This window comes from Ruegeria sp. CRTD044, from assembly GCF_059613485.1.
In genome coordinates this window covers 111,113-131,319 of the sequence record NZ_JBXWSP010000003.1, presented here as the reverse complement: position 1 = coordinate 131,319, position 20,207 = coordinate 111,113, and the positions used below count along the sequence as shown (strand labels likewise).

The window sequence follows — 20,207 nt, the reverse complement described above, 5'->3', positions numbered from 1 at the left end:
TTACAGATCCATCAGCAGACGGCGCGGATCTTCCAGCGCCTCTTTCACGCGCACAAGGAAGGTCACCGCGCCCTTGCCGTCGACGATGCGGTGGTCATAGGACAGCGCCAGATACATCATCGGACGGATCTTGATCTCGCCATTGATGACCATCGGACGTTCCTGAATCTTGTGCATGCCCAGAATGCCCGACTGCGGGGGGTTCAGGATCGGCGAGGACATCAGCGAGCCATAGACGCCTCCATTCGAGATGGTGAAGGTACCGCCCTGCATTTCGGCCATGCTCAGCTTGCCGTCACGGGCGCGTTTGCCCTTCTCGGCGATGGCTTTCTCGATCTCGGCGAACGACATGCGGTCCGCATCGCGGATCACCGGAACCACCAGGCCCTGCGGAGTGCCGGCGGCGACGCCCATGTGGACGTAGTTCTTGTACACGATGTCATTACCGTCGATCTCGGCATTGACCTCGGGCACCTCTTTCAGCGCGTGGCAGCAGGCCTTGGTGAAGAAGGACATAAAGCCCAGGCGCACGCCATGCTTCTTCTCGAACTGGTCCTTGTACTGGTTGCGGAGGGCCATCACCTCGGTCATGTCCACCTCGTTGTAGGTGGTCAGGATCGCGGCAGTGTTCTGCGCGTCCTTCAGACGCTTGGCGATGGTCTGGCGCAGGCGCGTCATGCGCACGCGTTCCTCGCGGGCGGCGTCCTCGGCGGCTACGGGAGCCCGCGGGGCTGCTGCCGGTGTCGGGGCGGCCGCGGCAGGGGCAGCGGCGGTTGCGACGGCGCGGGCCACGTCTTCCTTCATGATGCGACCATCGCGGCCGGTGCCGGTGACCTGATCGGCCGACAGGCCGGCCTCGGCCATGGCCTTTTCGGCCGATGGCGCATTGGCCACGTCCTTGCCGGTGGCGGCTGCTGCGGGGGCAGAGGCTGCCGCGGCCGGCGCAGCCGGTTCGGCGCCTGCTTCAGCGCCCGAAATCACGGCAAGCTTGGCGGTCGCGTCGACCGTCGCGCCCTCGGGGGCCACGATCTCCGCGAGTACACCCGCAGCCGGAGCCGGGACCTCAACCGAAACCTTGTCGGTCTCCAGTTCGCACAGCATTTCGTCCTGTGTGACGGTATCGCCGACCTTCTTGAACCAGGTCGATACGGTCGCCTCGGTGACGGACTCACCGAGTGTCGGAACCATCACGTCAACGCTGCCGCCCGAAGCGGCAGGGGCCGCTGTTGGCGCGGCTTCAGCTTTTGGCGCGGGGGCCGCACCTTCGCCGGCCTGGATCGTTGCCAACAGAGCATCAACGCCGACCGTCTCACCTTCGGCGGCTACGATCTCGCCCATCACGCCGGCTGCGGGCGACGGAACCTCGACGGTGACCTTGTCCGTCTCAAGCTCGCACAGCATCTCATCCACGGCGACGGCATCGCCGGGTTTCTTGAACCAGGTTGCGACCGTGGCTTCGGTGACGGACTCGCCCAGCGTGGGAACACGAACTTCAATCGTCATCGTTAATTATCCTTCAATAGTCAGCGCTTCGTTCACCAGCGCTTCTTGTTGGGCTTTGTGTTGGCTGGCCAGACCCGTTGCGGGCGAGGCCGAAGTGGCGCGGCCGGCATAGATCGGCCGGGTATGCTTGGCACCGATGCGGGACAGGACCCATTCGATGTTGGGTTCGATGAATCCCCAGGCGCCCTGGTTCTTGGGCTCTTCCTGACACCAGACCATCTCGGCCTGTTTGAACCGCTCAAGCTCGTTGATCAGCGAATGGGCCGGGAACGGATAGTATTGCTCGATCCGCAGCAGGTAGACGTCGTCGATCCCGCGCGCGTCGCGCTCCTCAAGCAGGTCGTAGTACACCTTGCCCGAACACATCACTACGCGCTTGATCTTGTCGTCGGGCACCAGCTGGGTGTCCGAGTTGCCTTTTTGCGCGTCGTCCCACAGCACCCGGTGGAAACTGGACCCGGTGGTGAAGTCCTCGGCGTTGCTGATCGCCAGCTTGTGGCGCAGCAACGATTTGGGCGTCATCAGGATCAGCGGCTTGCGGAAGGTGCGGTGCAACTGACGGCGCAAGATGTGAAAATAGTTCGCAGGCGTGGTGCAGTTGGCCACGATCCAGTTGTCCTGGCCGCACATCTGCAGGAACCGCTCCAGTCGCGCCGATGAGTGCTCGGGGCCTTGTCCCTCGAACCCGTGCGGCAGCAGGCAGACCAGACCGGACATGCGCAACCATTTGCTTTCGCCCGAGCTGATGAACTGGTCGAACATGATCTGCGCGCCGTTGGCGAAATCGCCGAACTGGGCCTCCCACAGAACCAGCGCGTTGGGCTCGGCCAGCGAGTAGCCGTATTCGAAGCCCAGCACCGCGTATTCCGACAGCATCGAGTCGATCACTTCGTACTGCGACTGTCCGGCGCGGATGTGGTTCAGCGGATAATAGCGCTCTTCGGTTTCTTGGTTGATGAAGCCCGAATGGCGCTGGCTGAAAGTACCGCGGGTGGCGTCCTGCCCCGACAGGCGTACCGGATAGCCCTCGGTCAGCAGCGACCCGAAGGCCAGCGCCTCGCCGGTGGCCCAGTCAAAGCCCTGACCGGTTTCGAACATCTGTTTCTTGTGTTCAAGAAGGCGACCTACAGTCTTGTGCAGGGCAAAGCCTTCGGGCACCGTCACCAGCGCCTTGCCGACCTCGGCCAGAGTGTCCGGCGTGATTGCGGTGTCGCCGCGGACATATTCTTCCTTGTTCTTGTCCAGATGCGACCACCGGCCATCCAGCCAGTCGGCCTTGTTGGGTTTGTAGTCCTTGCCGGCCTCGAACTCGTCGTTCAGATGCGCCTGAAAGGCGGCCTTCATGTCCTCGATCTCGCCCTCAGGGATCAGACCGTCCTTGACCAGCCGCTCGGTGTACAGCGACAGCGTGGTTTTGTGGGTTTTGATCTTCTTGTACATGATCGGGTTGGTGAACATGGGCTCGTCGCCCTCGTTGTGACCGAACCGGCGATAGCAGAAGATGTCGATGACCACGTCCTTGTGGAACTTCTGGCGGAATTCGGTCGCGACCTTGGCCGCGTGCACCACCGCCTCGGGGTCGTCGCCGTTCACGTGGAAGATTGGCGCCTCGACCATCAGCGCGATATCGGTCGGATACGGGCTGGAGCGCGAGAAATGCGGCGCGGTGGTAAAGCCGATCTGGTTGTTCACGACGATATGCATGGTGCCGCCGGTCTTGTGACCGCGCAGACCGGACAGGCCAAAGCCTTCGGCCACGACACCCTGGCCGGCAAAGGCGGCGTCGCCGTGGAGAAGAATGCCCATGACCTTGCTGCGGTCGGTGTCACCAAGCTGGTCCTGCTTGGCCCGAACCTTGCCAAGAACGACCGGGTTCACGGCTTCGAGGTGGGACGGGTTCGCCGTCAGCGACAGGTGCACGGTGTTGCCGTCAAACTCACGGTCGCTGGACGCACCGAGGTGATACTTCACGTCGCCCGACCCATCCACATCCTCGGGCTTGAAGCTGCCGCCCTGGAACTCGTTGAAAATGGCGCGGTAGGGTTTGCCCATCACGTTGGCCAGGATGTTCAGACGTCCGCGGTGCGGCATGCCGATCACGATATCACTCAGGCCCAGGGCGCCGCCACGCTTGATGATCTGTTCCATCGCCGGGATCAGCGCCTCGCCTCCGTCCAGACCGAAGCGCTTGGTGCCCATGTATTTCACATGCAGGAACTTCTCAAAGCCCTCGGCCTCGACCATCTTGTTCAGGATCGCCTTGCGGCCTTCCCGCGTGAACGAGATTTCCTTGCCATAACCTTCGATCCGTTCTTTCAGCCAAGCGGCCTCCTCGGGGTTCGAGATGTGCATGTACTGCAGCGCGAAAGTGCCGCAATAGGTGCGTTTCACGATCTCGACGATCTGGCGCATGCTGGCCATCTGCAGACCCAGCACGTTGTCGATGAAGATCGGCCGGTCCATGTCGGCATCGGTAAAGCCATAGGTCTTGGGGTCCAACTCGGGATGGTTGGTCGCGGCGCGCATGCCCAGCGGGTCCAGATCAGCGGCCAGGTGACCCCGGATTCGATAGGCCCGGATCAGCATCAGCGCGCGGATCGAATCCAGCACGGCGCGCTTGATCTGTTCGTCGCTGACATCAACCCCCGCCTTGGCAGCCTTTTCCTTGATCTTGTTGCCTGCAGCTTTGGCGTCGACCTCGATCCACTCGCCGGTCAGCGCGCCGGTCAGGTCATCATTCGGCATCGGTGGCCAGTCGGTGCGCGCCCACGAAGGCCCTTCGGCCTCTTTCTGGACGTCCGGTGCCGCGTCTCCCATCTGCCGGAAAAACTCGGCCCAAGCCGCATCGATTGCGCCGGGGTCCTTGGTGTACTGGGCGTATAGCTGCTCCAGGTACTCGGCATTGTGCCCCTGCATGAAGCTCGAGGCATGGAAGGCAGAATTGGGCGAGTGTTCGGTCATTGGGTTACCTCATATGGGTTGGGACCGTATTTGTTGGTGCCTGGCTGACTAGGGCGGGACAGCCACCACAGAACCAGGAGGGGCGACACGAGAAGAACAAGCAGTGTCGGAATGACGATCAGCAGCGTGGCGCGCGTGAACAGGATGTCGAGGCTACCGCCGTGCTGGAAGCTTGAGGCGAGGCCGATGCCGAAGACCAGAACGGCAAAAGCCCCAAGGATCAAAAGGATCGGCAGCAGCGCGTAGAGACCGTTGCGCCCGGTGTCATGCATGCGCCGCCACGCCACGGCCAGATGCGGAAAGAACACGATCAGCGACACGATGCTCTGCACCGGCTGGCTGGACGTGGCGGCCACCTCGACCGAGCCTTCGGATTGCACGGTCGTGACCTGTCCGAAGAAATGCCAGTCGATGACCGTGGCGATTGCGCTCCAGACCAGAATGAACAGGAAAAAATACCAATACTCGGGGCGAGAGGCCCGCCCCGAGAATGTGAAGTATTTGGAGAAACACGTTTTGACGGCTTCATTGAAGGTCATGTGTTTCGCTCCGCTGAGGCCAGCCCACGCAAGGGGCCGGCGGTTTACTTGCCGATTGCTTCCAGCACAGCCTCGCCCAGCTGCGCCGGGCTTTCGGCCACGACGATGCCGGCGCTGCGCATGGCTTCGATCTTGTCCTCGGCACCGCCCTTGCCGCCGGCGACGATCGCGCCCGCATGGCCCATGCGGCGGCCCGGAGGCGCCGTGCGGCCGGCGATGAAACCGGCAACGGGCTTCTTGCGGCCTTTCTTGGCCTCATCCGCCAGGAACTGCGCGGCTTCTTCCTCGGCCGAGCCGCCGATCTCGCCAATCATGATGATCGACTCGGTCTCGTCATCGGCCAGGAACCATTCCAGCACGTCGATATGCTCGGTGCCTTTGATCGGGTCGCCGCCGATGCCCACGCAGGTGGACTGGCCCAGACCCACATCGGTGGTCTGCTTGACGGCCTCATAGGTCAGGGTGCCGGAACGCGACACGACGCCGACCGAACCACGCTTGTGGATGTGGCCGGGCATGATGCCGATCTTGCAGGCATCCGGCGTGATGACACCGGGGCAGTTTGGGCCGATAAGACGCGACTTGCTGCCTTCCAGCGCGCGCTTCACCTTCATCATGTCCAGAACCGGGATGCCTTCGGTGATGCAGACGATCACTTCCATCTCGGCATCGATCGCTTCGAGGATCGAATCCGCGGCAAACGGCGGCGGCACGTAGATCACGGTGGCGTTGGCCTCGGTGACGTGCTTGGCTTCGTGGACCGAGTTGAACACGGGCAGACCCAGATGCTCCATCCCGCCTTTGCCGGGGGTCACGCCGCCGACCATCTTGGTGCCATAGGCGATGGCCTGTTCAGAGTGGAATGTGCCCTGCGAGCCGGTAAAGCCCTGACAGATCACTTTGGTATTTTCGTCGATGAGGACTGCCATTTGGCGTTCTCCTGTTTTCGGCGGGATCTGACCCGCCAGTATTCGTCGGAATGGCGGGCCGCGACCCGCCCTGAGTTATCGGGTTCAGCCTTTGACTGCCTTCACGATCTTCTCGGCACCGTCTTTCAGGTTGTCCGCCGCGATCACGTCCAGGCCGGAGGTGTTGATGATCTCCTTGCCCTTCTCGACATTGGTGCCTTCCAGGCGCACGACCAGTGGGACCTGCAGGCCGACCTCTTTCACCGCGGCGACAACGCCCTCGGCGATGACGTCACAGCGCATGATGCCCCCGAAGATGTTGACCAGGATGCCTTTGACGTTCGGGTCGCTGGTAATGATCTTGAACGCCTCGGTCACTTTCTCTTTGGTGGCGCCACCACCCACGTCGAGGAAGTTGGCAGGCTCGGCACCGTACAGCTTGATGATGTCCATCGTCGCCATCGCCAGGCCCGCGCCGTTGACCATGCAGCCGATCTCGCCGTCCAGCGCGATGTAGTTCAGGTCGTATTTGCTGGCTTCCAGCTCCTTGGGGTCTTCCTCGGTGGTGTCGCGCAGTTCGGCGATGTCGGGGTGGCGGTAGACCGCGTTGCCGTCAAAGCTCAGCTTGGCGTCCAGCACCTTGAGGTCGCCGCCTTCGGCCACGATCAGCGGGTTGATCTCCAGCATCTCCATGTCCTTCTCGACGAAGGCCTTGTACAGGATGCCCATCAGACGCACGCATTGCTTGACCTGCGCGCCTTCCAGACCCAGCGAGAAGGCGATGCGCCGGCCGTGATACGGCTGGTACCCAGTGGCCGGGTCAACCGAGAAGGACAGGATTTTCTCGGGTGTCGCTGCGGCTACTTCTTCGATGTCCATACCGCCTTCGGTCGAGCACACGAACGAGATGCGGCTGGTCTGGCGGTCCACCAGCAGGGCCAGGTACAGCTCGCGCTCGATGCCCGAACCGGCCTCGATGTAAACGCGGTTGACCTGCTTGCCTACGGGGCCGGTCTGGTGGGTGACCAGCGTGCGGCCCAGCATCTTCTTGGCTTCTTCGGCGGCTTCTTCCACCGATTTGGTCAGACGCACGCCGCCCTTTTCACCGGCATCGGCCTCTTTGAAGTGACCTTTGCCGCGGCCGCCCGCGTGAATCTGTGCCTTGACCACCCAAAGGGGGCCGTCCAGTTCACCGGCGGCTGTTTTGGCTTCCTCGGCGCGCAGAACTGCACGTCCGTCGGAGACCGGAGCGCCATAGCTGCGAAGAAGAGCCTTGGCCTGATATTCGTGAATGTTCATCGAAACTGTCCCGTCTGACTGCGATTAGATCGTTATAGGGGTGTCTAGCGGTAAAAATTAAAGGGTTTTCTGCTGCGATCGCGTTATTTGCCGAAGATTTTCGGCATTTGTGATCACACATTTTCGGGGTGTGATCACAAACAAACCGGTGCCAAAAAATGATTCGAGCGAGTCAGAATAGGCTTTGAAAACATATTCGAAGACCGTGTTCGCACCCCGTTTGCGCCAACATTTCCGGTAGCGTTCGAAGCAGCGGGACCGGACCTGCCAGGCCTTCGGGACTTGGCGCATTCTCGCAGGCTGGCTAATCTGACCGGGCCTGTGTGGGTCCGGTTGGGTCGGGCAGGTCAAACATGAACAAGCTCCGAGCGGATAATAGTGCCGAACCCAAATTTCCCCGATGTCATGACCTGGATCTTCGATGGATCCGGCAAAGCCGTGTCACTGGACCCCGATGAATTTGCCAGCTGGATACCGGCCGGACCGGAGGGGCAGTTCGCTTGGCAACACCTGAGGCTGGAAGCGCCAAGCACGGTTCCGCTTCTGCGCGCCGGCGGGCTTGATGAGTTCGTGATCGACGCTCTGACGGCGGACGAGACCCGGCCCCGCTGTACCGTCCATGGCGATGGCGTAATCCTGAACCTGCGCGGAGTGAACCTGCAAGAAGGGCAACCGCCCGAAGACATGATCTCGGTCAGGCTGTGGTTGACGGAGAACAAGATCATCGGTGTCTGGCGCCGCCCCTTGGATGCGGTTGCGGACATGCTGGCGGCCATCGACCGCGGGCAGGTACCGAAATCGCCGGGTGACTTCGTCGCGCGGTTGGCCTTGCGGCTGGCAGATAGGGCCGAACCTGCGATCACCGATCTGAACGAACGTGTGGATGACCTCGAGGAGGCGCTTCTTGAGGCGAATGCAGAGATTTCTCGGTCCGAGCTGGCGGCGATCCGCAGGTCCTCCATCGTTCTGCGCCGGTATCTGGTACCCCAGCGCGACGCGTTGACGACGCTCGAGATCGAAGACGTGCCGTGGCTACAGGCTCACGACCGGTCGCGGTTGCGCGAAGCCTCGGAGCGCATCTACCGGATCGGCGAAGATCTGGCGGCCGTGCGGGAACGGGTTCAGATCATACACGATCAGCTGATGGATGAACGGGCCGAACGTATGAACAGCCGTATGCTCGTGCTGTCAGTGGTCAGCGCTGTCTTTCTGCCGCTGGGCCTGGTGGCGGGAGTGCTGGGGATCAATGTCGGCGGCATTCCCGGCGCCGAAAGTCCGCATGCGTTCTGGGTCGTTTGCGCCTTGCTGGTCGCACTTGGCGGGATGCTTCTGGGAGTTGCCAGGTGGCTTGGGATGTTCCGATAGAACTCGAGGGACCAAAAGAAATGCCCCGCCGGTTGGAGACAGCGGGGCAGGGTGTCATGCGTTTGGCCGGATCTTTGGTGGGGACCAAAAATCCGATCAATGTATCAGGCCAATGAGCTGTCGATGCCCTTGCAGGCCTCGATCAGACCTTTCACCGCGTTCACCGAATTGTCGAAACCGACCTGCTCTTCTTCGTTGAGCTGGATGTTGACGACCTTTTCGATGCCGCCGGCGCCGATCACGGTCGGGACGCCCACATACATGCCCTTCACGCCCAACTCGCCATCGCAATAGGCGGCGCAGGGCAGAACGCGCTTCTGGTCTTTCAGATAGGCTTCGGCCATCTCGATCGCCGAGGTTGCAGGCGCGTAGTAGGCCGAGCCGGTCTTCAGCAGGCCGACGATCTCGGCGCCGCCGTCACGGGTGCGCTGCACGATGGCGTCCAGCTTCTCCTGCGTGGTCCAGCCCATCTTGACCAGATCGGGCAGCGGGATGCCGGCAACGGTCGAATAGCGCACCGAAGGCACCATCGTGTCGCCATGGCCGCCCAGAACAAAGGCGGTGACGTCCTTCATCGACACGTCGAATTCTTCGGCCAGGAAGTGGCGGAAACGGGCCGAGTCCAGCACGCCGGCCATGCCGCAGACCTTGTTGTGGGGCAGGCCCGAGAATTCGCGCAGCGCCCAGACCATCGCGTCCAGCGGGTTGGTGATGCAGATGACGAAAGCGTCGGGTGCATTGGCGGCGATGCCTTCGCCGACCGACTTCATAACCTTCAGGTTGATGCCCAGCAGGTCATCGCGGCTCATGCCTGGCTTGCGCGGCACACCGGCGGTCACGATGCAGACATCGGCACCGGCGATGTCCTCGTAGGACTGGGTGCCCTTCAGCTTGGCGTCAAAGCCCTCGGACGGGCCGGATTCGGCGATGTCCAGCGCCTTGCCTTCCGGGATGCCCTCGGCGATGTCGAACAGAACGACATCCCCCAGTTCCTTCATTGCTGCGAGGTGGGCAAGCGTGCCCCCGATCTGACCTGCGCCGATCAGCGCGATCTTGGGTCTGGCCATTTGGAATATCTCCGGTCGGTTTTGAAATCGACGGTTTGCTAGTCGTTAAAACGCCGTTGCGCAAGGGTTCTGCAGCGCGGCATGCGACCGCATACCGTTTGCCTGCCCCCCGCCGGTTGCGCTAAACCACCCGCAGGACAAGCCGTTTCGGGGCCGCCGCATGGTCGAATTGAACCTGATGTTTTTTGCCGTGGCGATCCCGGCCGTGATCTTTGCGGGCATCTCCAAGGGTGGCTTCGGCTCGGGCGTGGCCTTTGCGTCCTCGTCGATTCTGGCGCTGATCCTTGACCCGGGGCAGGCGCTGGCGCTGATGTTGCCGATCCTGATGGTGATCGATCTGGCAACGCTGCGCCCCTACTGGAAACGCTGGAGCTGGCCCGACGCCCGCTTGCTGATGCTGGGCGCGGTGCCGGGCGTGGTGCTGGGCGCGCTGCTGTACCGGGCGACCGACGAAGACCTGCTGCGCCTGCTGATCGGGGGCATTTCGGTGGGCTTCGTGATCTGGCACGTCGCCCAAACCCGCGGCTGGGTGCGTGGCTTCGCCAACCGCCTGCCGCCCCCGGCCGGGCTGTTCGCGGGGCTGGTCGCCGGCTTCACCAGCTTCGTCAGCCATGCCGGCGGCCCGCCCGCCGCCGTCTACCTGCTGTCGCAACGCCTGACGAAAACCGAGTTCCAGGCCACCACCGTGCTGGTCTTTTGGGTCATCAACATCGCCAAGTTTGTCCCCTATGCCTATCTGGGCATGTTCACCCTACAGACCGCCTGGGCCGATCTGCTGCTGACCCCCTTCGCCATCCTCGGTGCCTGGCTGGGCGTGCGCGCCCACTGGATGATGTCCGAGCGCTTGTTCTTCGGCATCGCCTACGTTCTGCTGACCCTGACCGGCACGAAACTGATCTGGGACGCGTTGACCTGACCCTCAGGCATCGGGCGGCAGCGCCTCGGCCATCACCTCATAGGCCTCGCCTGCCGCGATCAGGCAGGTCATGCCATCCGGCAAGGTCACGGTGATGGTCCATGTGCCGGTTTCGTCCGAGGCAAAGACTTCCATCACCGCCCCCTGCCGCGCCATGCCGATGCCGCGCCGGGTCTCGCCATAGGTCTCGGCCAACCGCTGCAGCACGTCCGGCCGGGGCGCACAGTTCGGCGACTGCGCCTGCACCTGCTGCGCCGCCAGCACCATGATGCCCAGCCCCATCGTCATCTGAAACAACCACTGATTCATCTCCGGCCCCCTTTGCCTGTTGACTGGACCAAAGCTGCCGGAACCCTCTGCAATTGCGGTAAAACCACCGCGCGTTGCGTCGCATGCTGCAATGCGGCGATTTTGGCCTTGAAGTTTCCGGCAAAAAATGCCCCATTCTGCGCAACTTTATTTCAACGAGAGGCTCCAATGGACCCCCGCCAGCGCCCCTACCGCTCTGTTCTGTATATCCCCGGCTCCAAGGAGCGGGCGCTCGACAAGGCGCGCTCGCTGCCGGTCGATGCCATTATCTTCGATCTGGAAGACGCGGTTGCCGCTGATGAAAAGGACAATGCGCGCGAAACGCTCAAGGCCGCGCTGACGACGGGCGGATACGGCCCGCGCGTCAAGATCGTTCGAATCAACGGCCTCGACACCCCGTGGGGCCGCGCCGATGCCGAGGCCGTACGCGAGATGGATGCCGACGTGGTGCTGCTGCCCAAGGTGAATTCGGCCGCCGACGTGGATGCGCTGGCCGCGATCACCGGTGACCTGCCGATCTGGGCGATGATGGAAACCCCGCGCGGCATGCTGAACGCGGCCGCGATCGCGGCCCATCCGCTGATGGCGGGCTTTGTCATGGGCACCAACGATCTGGCGAAAGAACTGCAGACCCGCTTCCGCCCCGACCGCCTGCCGCTGATGACCTCGCTGGGCCTGTGCCTGCTGGCCGCCAAGGCCGAGGGGCTGGTGATCGTCGATGGCGTCTACAACGCCTTCAAGGATACCGAGGGGCTGGCCGCCGAATGCGCGCAGGGCCGCGACATGGGCTTTGACGGCAAGACGCTGATCCACCCCGCGCAGGTCGAGACCGCCAATACCGCCTTCGCCCCCTCCGAGGCCGAGATCGACCTGGCCCGCCGCCAGATCGTCGCTTTCGAAGAGGTCGAGGCCAAAGGACAGGGCGTTGCCGTGGTCGACGGCAAGATCGTGGAAAACCTGCACGTTGTAACTGCCCGTGAAATTCTGGCAAAAGCAGAGGCGATATCAGCTTTGCAAGCGGGGTAAGCCAGCATGGGCTTCGTTCTTCTCATTCTCGGCGTGGCGCTTTGGTGGGCCGCACATCTGTTCAAACGTCTGATGCCCGCCCGCCGCGCGGCCATGGGCGATACTGGCAAGGGCGCCGTCGCGGGTGCGCTGGTCGTGTCGATCCTGCTGATGATCTTCGGCTATCGCATGACCGATTTCATCCATGTCTGGGCGCCGCCTAGCTTCATGATCCATATCAACAACCTGCTGGTGCTGATCGCGATCTGGATGATGAGCCCGGCCGGAACCAAGGGCCGACTGCTGAACCGGGTGCGTCATCCGATGCTGGGCGGGTTCAAGCTCTGGGCCTTTGCGCATCTGCTGGTCAATGGTGATCTGGCGTCGATCATCCTGTTCGGCGGCCTGTTGGCCTGGGCCGTGGTCGAAGTGATCGTCATCAACAAGTCCGAGCCCAACTGGACCCCGGGCGAGCCGGGAACGCTGGGCAAGGATGCGATGTTCTTCGTGGCCTCGATCGTGCTGCTGGGCATCATCGGTTACATCCACGGGCTGGTCGGCCCGTCTCCGTTCCCGGGTTAGGCAGGTGACGTGATGGCGAAACTTTATCGACTGCTGACTGAAGAGGACACCTCGGACTTCTGCCACAAGGTGTCCGAGGCGCTGGCCAAAGGGTGGGAGCTGCACGGCTCTCCGGCCTATGCGTTCGATCCGTCCACCAGCAAGATGCGCTGTGCGCAGGCCGTGACCAAGGATGTCGCGGCCGACTATTCCCCCGACATGAAACTGGGACAGCAATAATGGCAAAGACCAATCCGGGCCGCTTTTTCGAGGACTACTTCATCGGGCAGGTGCTGCACCACGCGGTGCCCCGCACCGTGACGGTGGGCGAGCGCGCGCTCTATCATGCGCTATATCCCGCGCGCCACGCGCTCTATTCCTCGGACGAGTTCGCCCGGAGCTGCGGCCTGCCGCAAAGCCCGCTCGACGATCTGGCGGCGTTCCATGTGGTGTTCGGCAAGACGGTGCCGGATGTGTCGCTGAACGCGGTCGCGAACCTGGGCTATGCCGAGGGGCGCTGGCTGCAGCCGGTCTATCCCGGTGACACCTTGCGGTCGGAATCCGAGGTGATCGGCCTCAAGCAGAACTCGAACGGCAAGACCGGCGTAGTCTGGGTGCGCACGCGCGGACTGAACCAGCGCGACGAAGTGGTGATCGAATACGTGCGCTGGGTGATGGTGCGGAAATCGAACCTCGACGCGCCTGCCCCGGAAACCGTGGTGCCGGACCTGAAAAAGGCGCTGGAGCCCGGCGACCTCGTGGTGCCGAACGGGCTGGATTTCAGCAAATACGACTTTGCTCTGGCCGGAGAACCGCACCGCTGGGGAGACTACCAGATCGGGGAAACCATCGACCATGTCGACGGCGTGACCGTCGAAGAGGCCGAGCACATGCTGGCCACCCGCCTGTGGCAGAACACCGCCAAGGTGCATTTCGACCTGACTTTCCGCCCCGACGGTCGGCTGATCTATGGCGGCCATGTGATTTCGATGGCGCGGGCCCTGTCCTTCAACGGACTGGCCAATGCGCAGATGATCGTAGGTCTGAACGCCGGCGCCCACGCCAACCCCTGTTTCGCGGGCGACACCATCAAGGCGTGGTCCGAAGTGCTGGACAAGGCCGAAACCGAGGTTCCCGGCGTGGGTGCGATCCGGTTGCGACTAGTGGCGACCAAGGGTGGCGAGCCCCTTGCCCTGCGCGGCCCGGATGGAAAATACAGCCCCGACGTCCTGCTGGATCTGGACTATTGGGCGCTGATGCCGATCTGAACGGGCTGACCCCCACAGTCTTGTGATCCCGACCCGGCCGAACCGTGCTAGGTTCGGCTCATGTCTTATCTGCGTATCCTTGCTGCTGCGCTCTGCCTTGCCCGCCCGGCGTCGGCCTGCGATCTGGCGCTGGCTTTAGCCGTGGATGTGTCCGGATCGGTCGACAGTTCGGAATACCGCATCCAGATGGATGGCCTGGCGGCCGGACTGCGCGACCCGGTCGTGTCCGAGGCGCTGGTGCGCGGCCAGGCCCGTTTGATGCTGGTGCAATGGACCGGGACCTCGCGGCAGCGGATCACAATCCCCTGGACCAAAATTGACGGGTTCGACGCACTGGATACGTTTGCCGCAAAAGTGTCTGCCGATCCGCGTGTCTGGCGGAACTTTTCGACCGCGATCGGTGAGGCGCTGGAAATGACCGTGAACAGCTTTCTCGAGGTGCCCGAGTGCAAGCGTCATCTAATCGACATCTCGGGGGACGGCGTCTCGAACGAAGGGGTCGAGCCGACCGAGATCCGAGACCTTTTGCGCCGTCAGGGGATCACGGTGAACGCAATTGCGATCGAGGAGAGCGAACCAGACCTGACGGCCTATTTCTTTGAAAACGTCATAGTCGGTGAAGGAGCCTTCGTCGTATCGGCTGCCGGTTTCAAGGACTATCCCGAACGGATCCGGAAAAAACTTCTGCGTGAAGTCACGCGGCAGACTGCAGATCGGCGCTGAGCGCGGAAAGATTCGTGATCACATTGCTTGACCCTTGAAAACGCTAACATTGGGGCGTTGGAATGCGTTTTGTGATCACGAGAATATTTTGTGTGATCACGTTTCCGAATTATCGGCGAAATTGCGGGTGATTTGATCTTTTTTGCGCGCGCAGCGCGTGACAGGGTCGCAAAATGGAGTAAAAACTTCGGTAGCCAACCTCAAAAGGAGCCGCCATGGCCGATGTCAATCGGGGGAACCGCCCGCTATCGCCGCATCTGTCGATCTATCGTCCGCAGTTGACCTCTGTCACTTCCATCCTGACCCGGATCACCGGCAACGCAATGTTGTTGGCCGCGCTGTTGATCGTCTGGTGGTTCTTGGCCGCAGCCACGTCGCCCGAAGCCTTTGATCGCGCCAACGGTGTGATCACGTCGCTCCTCGGGGATTTGGTCATGGCTCTGTCGCTTTGGGGACTTTGGTACCACACGCTGGCCGGCATCCGGCACCTGATCTGGGACAACGCGATCGGACTGGATATCCCGACAGCCTACAAGCTGGGCTGGGCGGTTGTGATCGGCTCTTTCGTGCTGACTTTGCTGACACTGTTGATCGTTGCCTGAGGGAGGCTGACATGCGTTATCTTACCGACCGCAAACGCGCCGTAGGCTTGGGATCGGCCAAGTCGGGCACCGAACATTTTTGGGCGATGAAGGTCAGCTCGGTTGCGCTGCTGATCCTTGTCCCGCTTTTTGTCTTCACATTCGGCCCCACGCTGGGACAGCCTTTTGACGTGGTGCTGGACTATTACTCGCGGCCATTCCCGGCGATCGTCGCGGCCCTGACGCTGGCCGTCGGGTTCAAGCATTTCGCTGATGGTGCCCAGGTGATGATCGAGGACTATGTGCACGGCACAATGGAAAAGGTTCTGATCATTCTCGTGAAGTGTCTCTCATATGGCGCCGCGGCCGCAGGTATCTTCGCCGTCGCCCGCATTGCCCTCTAACACCCCGGAGCTGAATGAAATGGCTGCTTACGAATACGAAACGCACGAATATGATGTGGTCGTGGTCGGCGCCGGTGGGGCCGGTCTGCGTGCCACGCTGGGCATGGCCGAACAAGGTCTGCGCACCGCTTGCGTAACCAAGGTTTTTCCGACCCGCTCGCACACTGTTGCGGCGCAGGGTGGCATTGCGGCGTCGCTGTCGAACATGGGCCCCGACCATTGGCAGTGGCACATGTATGACACCGTCAAGGGCTCGGACTGGCTGGGTGACACCGACGCGATGGAGTACCTTGCGCGCGAAGCACCCAAGGCCGTCTATGAGCTGGAGCATTACGGTGTGCCGTTTTCGCGTACCGAAGAAGGCAAGATCTACCAACGTCCCTTTGGTGGCCACACGACCGAATTCGGTGAGGGCCCCGCAGTTCAGCGCACCTGTGCCGCTGCCGACCGGACCGGTCACGCGATCCTGCACACGTTGTACGGGCAGTCACTGAAGAACAACGCGGAATTTTACATCGAATATTTCGCCATCGACCTGATCATGTCCGAAGACGGGCAGTGCCAAGGCGTTGTCTGCTGGAAGCTGGACGACGGCACCATGCACGTCTTCAACGCCAAGATGGTGGTGTTGGCCACTGGTGGTTACGGCCGCGCCTATTTCAGCGCGACCTCGGCCCACACCTGCACCGGCGACGGCGGCGGCATGGTGGCCCGTGCCGGCCTGGCCTTGCAGGACATGGAGTTCGTGCAGTTTCACCCGACCGGCATCTACGGCTCGGGCTGCCTGATCACCGAAGGTGCCCGCGGCGAAGGCGGATATCTGACCAACTCGGAAGGTGAACGGTTCATGGAGCGCTACGCGCCCCAATACAAGGACCTCGCACCGCGCGACTATGTCTCGCGTTCGATGACCATGGAAATCCGCGAAGGGCGCGGCGTCGGTCCCGAAGGCGACCATATTCACCTGAACCTGAGCCATCTTCCGGCCGAAGCCCTGCACGAGCGTTTGCCGGGCATCTCGGAAAGCGCAAAGATCTTCGCCGGCGTGGATGTCACCAAGGAACCGATCCCGGTTCTTCCGACGGTGCACTACAACATGGGCGGTATTCCGACCAACTATTGGGGCGAGGTGTTGAACCCGACCGCCGACGATCCGAACGCTGTCGTGCCCGGCCTGATGGCCGTGGGCGAAGCTGGTTGCGCGTCGGTTCACGGAGCGAACCGGTTGGGGTCGAACTCGTTGATCGACCTCGTGGTCTTTGGCCGCGCCGCGGCGATCCGGGCGGGCAAGGTCGTCGACCCCGAAACGCCCAACCCGGTCCTGAACCAGGCCTCGGTCGACAAGGCGTTCGATCGGTTCGATGCGGTGCGCAATGCCAGCGGTGCAATCCCGACGGCCGATCTGCGGCTTGAGATGCAGAAAACCATGCAGGCGGATGCCGCGGTGTTCCGGACAGCCAAGACCCTGGCCGAAGGGGTCGAGAAGATGACCGCAATCGCGGCCAAGATGGAGGATATCAAGGTCACGGATCGCAGCCTGATCTGGAACAGCGACCTGATGGAGACGCTGGAACTGACCAACCTGATGCCCAACGCGCTTGCCACAATCGTCGGCGCCGAAGCGCGGAAGGAATCCCGCGGCGCTCATGCACACGAAGACTTCACCGAGCGCGATGACGAAAACTGGCGTGTTCACACCGTGTCCCGGGTTGACGGGAACAAGGTCGAACTCAGCTATCGCCCGGTCATCGTCGATCCGCTGAGCACCGAGGCTGAAGGCGGTATCAGCCTTGAAAAGATCGCGCCCAAGGCGCGGACATTCTGAGGAGAGGAACACATGGTCCAACTGACCCTCCCTACGAATTCCCGGATTACGACGGGCAAGACCTGGCCCAAGCCCGAAGGGGCGAGCAACGTGCGCAAGTTCCAGATCTATCGCTGGAACCCGGACGATGGCCAGAACCCGCGGGTCGACACCTATTTCGTCGACATGGACGATTGCGGCCCGATGGTCCTGGATGCGCTGATCTACATCAAGAACAAGATCGACCCGACGCTGACCTTCCGCCGGTCCTGCCGCGAGGGGATCTGCGGCTCCTGCGCGATGAACATCGACGGGATCAACACGCTGGCCTGCATCTACGGCATGGACGAGATCAAGGGCGACGTGAAGATCTATCCGCTGCCGCACATGCCGGTGGTCAAGGACCTGATCCCCGATCTGACGCATTTCTATGCGCAGCACGCTTCGATCATGCCGTGGCTGGAAACCAAGACCAACCGCCCTGCAAAGGAATGGAAGCAGTCGATCGAAGACCGGAAAAAACTGGATGGTCTGTACGAATGCGTTATGTGCGCCAGCTGCTCGACCTCGTGCCCGAGCTATTGGTGGAATGGCGACCGGTACCTTGGCCCCGCCGCGTTGCTGCATGCCTATCGCTGGATCATCGACAGCCGCGACGAGGCCACCGGCGAGCGTCTGGATCAGCTTGAGGATCCGTTCAAGCTGTATCGGTGCCATACGATCATGAACTGTGCAAAGACCTGCCCCAAGGGGCTAAACCCGGCCAAGGCGATTGCCGAGATCAAGAAGATGATGGTCGAACGCGCAGTTTGACCGATGACGACCAACGCGCTTGCCGCGTTGCGGCAAGTGCATGGCCCACATGCGAAATCATTGGATGTGGGCCGCCCCGGCCAAGACTATGTTCGGTATCGGGGAGGAGTGACGGATTGGAAACAGGATCACTCCGATGAAGAACGAATCCAAAAAAACAATCGCAGCCAAAGCCTTGGAATATCTTGAGCAAGCCTGGGCCTACTACGAGCCTGAGCCGGTCAAGCCTGCAAAGGATGCAGAGCCGGAGCTGTTTGAATACGCCAACGCGGCCTGAGTTTACCAAGCCAAGTCTTGAGTCCCGGCGCATATTGCGCGAAGCAGGGGAATGCCTGTTCTTCTGCTTCTGCTCGGCGCCGGCGTGTTCGCCTATTTCGTCTGGCGGTCACGCACGTCTTCTTTGACCCGCGACTGCCGGTGGCGGCAGCACAGGCATGCCGGCACGTGGAGTTGCGCGTATTGCGGGGCGGTTTCCGTCTCCGAGACGCAGCCCACGCGATGTGAACGGAAATAAGCCTTCTTGCCTGAGGGAAACGGGGTTTTCCCAAAGGTCATTCTGGGTCAATCTGCGCAAAACAGCGGAAAGATGCAGAATGCCAAATCCTCCTTCGGATGCCGCCGCCCGCCGCGGGATCGCTCCGGTCATTTGCTACCCAAATGACACCCTGCCCAGCGTTGACCTTGACCTGCTGCTGGACGCCCGAAAGAGCGCGCGAAAGACAGCCGAAGTTCTGGTGCCGCCACGTGATGCCCGCTGCTTTGAGGTGCCGGCCGGGCACTTCTTTCGGATCACCTCGGTCGAAGGCCCGCAGGTCGGCGACCTGAACCTGTGGAACCTGCACGACCTGAACGAACGTTTCTATTCGGGCAAGACGCGTGCATTGCATGGCACCCATGTCACGACCGGCGAGCGGCTATGGTCCAGCTTTCCCTTTCTGCGCCCGATGGCCACGATCGTTGCGGACACCTTGGATTGGTACGGAATCGATCAATACGGCGGGTCGGTGCATGACGTGATCGGAACGCGTTGCGATCCCTATACTGGAAACCTGCTGTCGGGCACTCAATACCACCATTGCTGCCACTCCAACCTGACCCGGGCGCTGGCTGATCATACTGGTCTGGAAATACCAGTAGCCGAGCGTTTGGTGCACGACGTGTTGAACGTATTCATGTGTACCGGCTTTACCCGCGATACGGGGCAGTATTTTATGAAGGCTTCACCGGTTCGACCGGGTGACTATTTGGAGTTTTTCGCGGAAATCGACCTTCTGGGTGACCTCAGCGCCTGTCCGGGTGGGGATTGCTCGTCCGAACACTCGTCGGATACGGCCGCCTGTCACCCGCTGTTGGTCGAGGTTTTTGCACCTGCCGAAGGCACGCTGAGCGGTTGGCAAAGTCCGGCGCCCAATGGCTATGACCGTACGCATGGGCGCTGAGGCCCGGGGGTGACCCGGACCGGTTTGTGTCAGGCGTTCGGGAACGCCGCCTGCAGCGCGATTTCCACCATGTCGCCAAAGCTGCTCTGGCGCTCGGATGAGGGCAAGGCCTCGCCGGTCAGGAGGTGATCGGACACGGTCAGAACCGCCAGAGCCCGGCATTTGTGCCTCGCGGCCAGGATATACAGCTCGGCTGCCTCCATTTCGACACCCAGGATTCCGTGGCGCACCATCTGTTCGTTCAGGTCGGGGCGTTCGTCATAGAACACGTCAGACGAATAGATGCCGCCGATATGGGTTGCAGTGTCCTTGGCCTCGGCTGCCTTGGCGGCCGCCTGCAGCAGGCCCCAATCTGCACAAGGCGCAAAGTTGAGCTCTTTCATGATGCCCCGGGACGGGGTGCTGAGCGTCGTTGACGTCATGGCCAGGATTACATCCCGGACCTTCACGTTTTCCTGCATACTGCCGCAAGACCCGATGCGGATCAGGGTTTCCGCACCGTAGTCCCGGATCAATTCATTTACGTAAATGGACAGCGACGGCATTCCCATTCCGCTGCCCTGAATGGTGACCGGATTTCCTTTCCACTCGCCGGTGAAACCCAGCATCCCGCGGACATCGTTGACTTGCCGCACATTGCTCAGAAAAGTTTCGGCAGCCCATTTCGCACGATACGGATCACCCGGCAAAAGCACGGTTTCGGCGATTTCACCTTTTTCGGCGCCTATGTGAATTGTCATTT

General features: G+C 61.8%; 21 protein-coding genes. 13 read left to right on the top strand and 8 right to left on the bottom strand.

The window, feature by feature from the left end; all coding sequences use genetic code 11:
• The 5 genes from odhB to sucC all read right to left on the bottom strand — a co-directional run bounded on the left by odhB (position 1) and on the right by sucC (position 7,210).
• Positions 1-1,503 carry a 2-oxoglutarate dehydrogenase complex dihydrolipoyllysine-residue succinyltransferase gene (gene odhB / locus AC2FNL_RS01605; RefSeq protein WP_496831938.1) on the bottom strand — a complete coding sequence of 501 codons (1,503 nt, stop codon included), beginning with the start codon at positions 1,501-1,503 and terminating at the stop codon, positions 1-3.
• A 6-nt stretch (positions 1,504-1,509) separates the two neighbouring features.
• Positions 1,510-4,464 carry a 2-oxoglutarate dehydrogenase E1 component gene (locus AC2FNL_RS01600; RefSeq protein WP_093963489.1) on the bottom strand — a complete coding sequence of 985 codons (2,955 nt, stop codon included), beginning with the start codon at positions 4,462-4,464 and terminating at the stop codon, positions 1,510-1,512.
• A complete protein-coding gene (locus tag AC2FNL_RS01595; protein WP_170391859.1) occupies positions 4,461-5,003 on the bottom strand; it encodes a DUF805 domain-containing protein in 543 nt (180 codons plus the stop codon). The genes AC2FNL_RS01600 and AC2FNL_RS01595 overlap by 4 nt, the downstream gene beginning before the upstream one ends.
• A 44-nt stretch (positions 5,004-5,047) precedes the next feature.
• Positions 5,048-5,932: a succinate--CoA ligase subunit alpha gene (gene sucD, locus AC2FNL_RS01590; protein ID WP_170342204.1), complete on the bottom strand. Its 885-nt coding sequence runs from the start codon at positions 5,930-5,932 to the stop codon at positions 5,048-5,050.
• An 84-nt stretch (positions 5,933-6,016) separates the two neighbouring features.
• Positions 6,017-7,210 (bottom strand): ADP-forming succinate--CoA ligase subunit beta, encoded by a 1,194-nt coding sequence (sucC, locus tag AC2FNL_RS01585; protein ID WP_093963486.1) that lies wholly within the window; start codon positions 7,208-7,210, stop codon positions 6,017-6,019.
• 405 nt (positions 7,211-7,615) lie between these two features.
• On the opposite strand from sucC, the gene AC2FNL_RS01580 reads away from it, so the two are divergent.
• The gene (locus AC2FNL_RS01580) at positions 7,616-8,575 is read left to right on the top strand and encodes a zinc transporter ZntB (RefSeq protein ID WP_254920175.1); all 960 of its coding nucleotides are present in this window, start codon (positions 7,616-7,618) and stop codon (positions 8,573-8,575) included.
• A gap of 104 nt (positions 8,576-8,679) precedes the next feature.
• Here AC2FNL_RS01580 and mdh read toward each other — a convergent pair whose 3' ends face one another.
• Positions 8,680-9,642 (bottom strand): malate dehydrogenase, encoded by a 963-nt coding sequence (gene mdh / locus AC2FNL_RS01575; protein ID WP_093963484.1) that lies wholly within the window; start codon positions 9,640-9,642, stop codon positions 8,680-8,682.
• 160 nt (positions 9,643-9,802) lie between these two features.
• On the opposite strand from mdh, the gene AC2FNL_RS01570 reads away from it, so the two are divergent.
• On the top strand, positions 9,803-10,558 hold the full coding sequence (locus tag AC2FNL_RS01570) for a sulfite exporter TauE/SafE family protein (RefSeq protein ID WP_496831934.1): 756 nt from the start codon (positions 9,803-9,805) through the stop codon (positions 10,556-10,558).
• Between the two features lie 3 nt (positions 10,559-10,561).
• Here AC2FNL_RS01570 and AC2FNL_RS01565 read toward each other — a convergent pair whose 3' ends face one another.
• Positions 10,562-10,867: a hypothetical protein gene (locus AC2FNL_RS01565; protein WP_093963482.1), complete on the bottom strand. Its 306-nt coding sequence runs from the start codon at positions 10,865-10,867 to the stop codon at positions 10,562-10,564.
• A gap of 168 nt (positions 10,868-11,035) precedes the next feature.
• Here AC2FNL_RS01565 and AC2FNL_RS01560 point away from each other — a divergent pair, with 168 nt between their 5' ends.
• The 11 genes from AC2FNL_RS01560 (at position 11,036) to AC2FNL_RS01510 (ending at position 19,465) form a co-directional block, all read left to right on the top strand.
• Positions 11,036-11,893: an HpcH/HpaI aldolase/citrate lyase family protein gene (locus AC2FNL_RS01560; protein ID WP_496831932.1), complete on the top strand. Its 858-nt coding sequence runs from the start codon at positions 11,036-11,038 to the stop codon at positions 11,891-11,893.
• Between the two features lie 6 nt (positions 11,894-11,899).
• Positions 11,900-12,454 (top strand): NnrU family protein, encoded by a 555-nt coding sequence (locus tag AC2FNL_RS01555; protein ID WP_170589518.1) that lies wholly within the window; start codon positions 11,900-11,902, stop codon positions 12,452-12,454.
• Positions 12,455-12,466: 12 nt separating this feature from the next.
• Complete coding sequence (locus AC2FNL_RS01550; protein WP_093963479.1) at positions 12,467-12,673, top strand: DUF1737 domain-containing protein; 207 nt, start codon at positions 12,467-12,469, stop codon at positions 12,671-12,673.
• A complete protein-coding gene (locus AC2FNL_RS01545) occupies positions 12,673-13,701 on the top strand; it encodes a MaoC family dehydratase (protein WP_496831929.1) in 1,029 nt (342 codons plus the stop codon). Before AC2FNL_RS01550 ends, AC2FNL_RS01545 begins: the two co-directional genes overlap by 1 nt.
• A 60-nt stretch (positions 13,702-13,761) precedes the next feature.
• Positions 13,762-14,424, top strand: coding sequence for a DUF1194 domain-containing protein (locus tag AC2FNL_RS01540; RefSeq protein WP_093963477.1), 663 nt, complete (start codon positions 13,762-13,764; stop codon positions 14,422-14,424).
• Positions 14,425-14,639: 215 nt separating this feature from the next.
• Complete coding sequence (gene sdhC / locus AC2FNL_RS01535; RefSeq protein ID WP_496831927.1) at positions 14,640-15,026, top strand: succinate dehydrogenase, cytochrome b556 subunit; 387 nt, start codon at positions 14,640-14,642, stop codon at positions 15,024-15,026.
• A gap of 11 nt (positions 15,027-15,037) precedes the next feature.
• On the top strand, positions 15,038-15,409 hold the full coding sequence (sdhD, locus tag AC2FNL_RS01530; protein WP_093963475.1) for a succinate dehydrogenase, hydrophobic membrane anchor protein: 372 nt from the start codon (positions 15,038-15,040) through the stop codon (positions 15,407-15,409).
• 19 nt (positions 15,410-15,428) lie between these two features.
• Positions 15,429-17,234, top strand: a complete 1,806-nt coding sequence (gene sdhA, locus AC2FNL_RS01525; RefSeq protein ID WP_093963474.1) for a succinate dehydrogenase flavoprotein subunit — start codon at positions 15,429-15,431, stop codon at positions 17,232-17,234.
• Positions 17,235-17,246: 12 nt separating this feature from the next.
• Positions 17,247-18,026: a succinate dehydrogenase iron-sulfur subunit gene (locus AC2FNL_RS01520; protein ID WP_170365374.1), complete on the top strand. Its 780-nt coding sequence runs from the start codon at positions 17,247-17,249 to the stop codon at positions 18,024-18,026.
• Between the two features lie 136 nt (positions 18,027-18,162).
• Positions 18,163-18,303: a hypothetical protein gene (locus tag AC2FNL_RS01515; protein WP_496831924.1), complete on the top strand. Its 141-nt coding sequence runs from the start codon at positions 18,163-18,165 to the stop codon at positions 18,301-18,303.
• A 316-nt stretch (positions 18,304-18,619) separates the two neighbouring features.
• On the top strand, positions 18,620-19,465 hold the full coding sequence (locus AC2FNL_RS01510; RefSeq protein ID WP_093963471.1) for an urea carboxylase-associated family protein: 846 nt from the start codon (positions 18,620-18,622) through the stop codon (positions 19,463-19,465).
• A gap of 29 nt (positions 19,466-19,494) precedes the next feature.
• Here the strand turns inward: AC2FNL_RS01510 and deoD are convergent, their stop codons facing one another.
• The gene (deoD, locus tag AC2FNL_RS01505; RefSeq protein WP_093963470.1) at positions 19,495-20,205 is read right to left on the bottom strand and encodes a purine-nucleoside phosphorylase; all 711 of its coding nucleotides are present in this window, start codon (positions 20,203-20,205) and stop codon (positions 19,495-19,497) included.
• Positions 20,206-20,207: the final 2 nt, after the last annotated feature.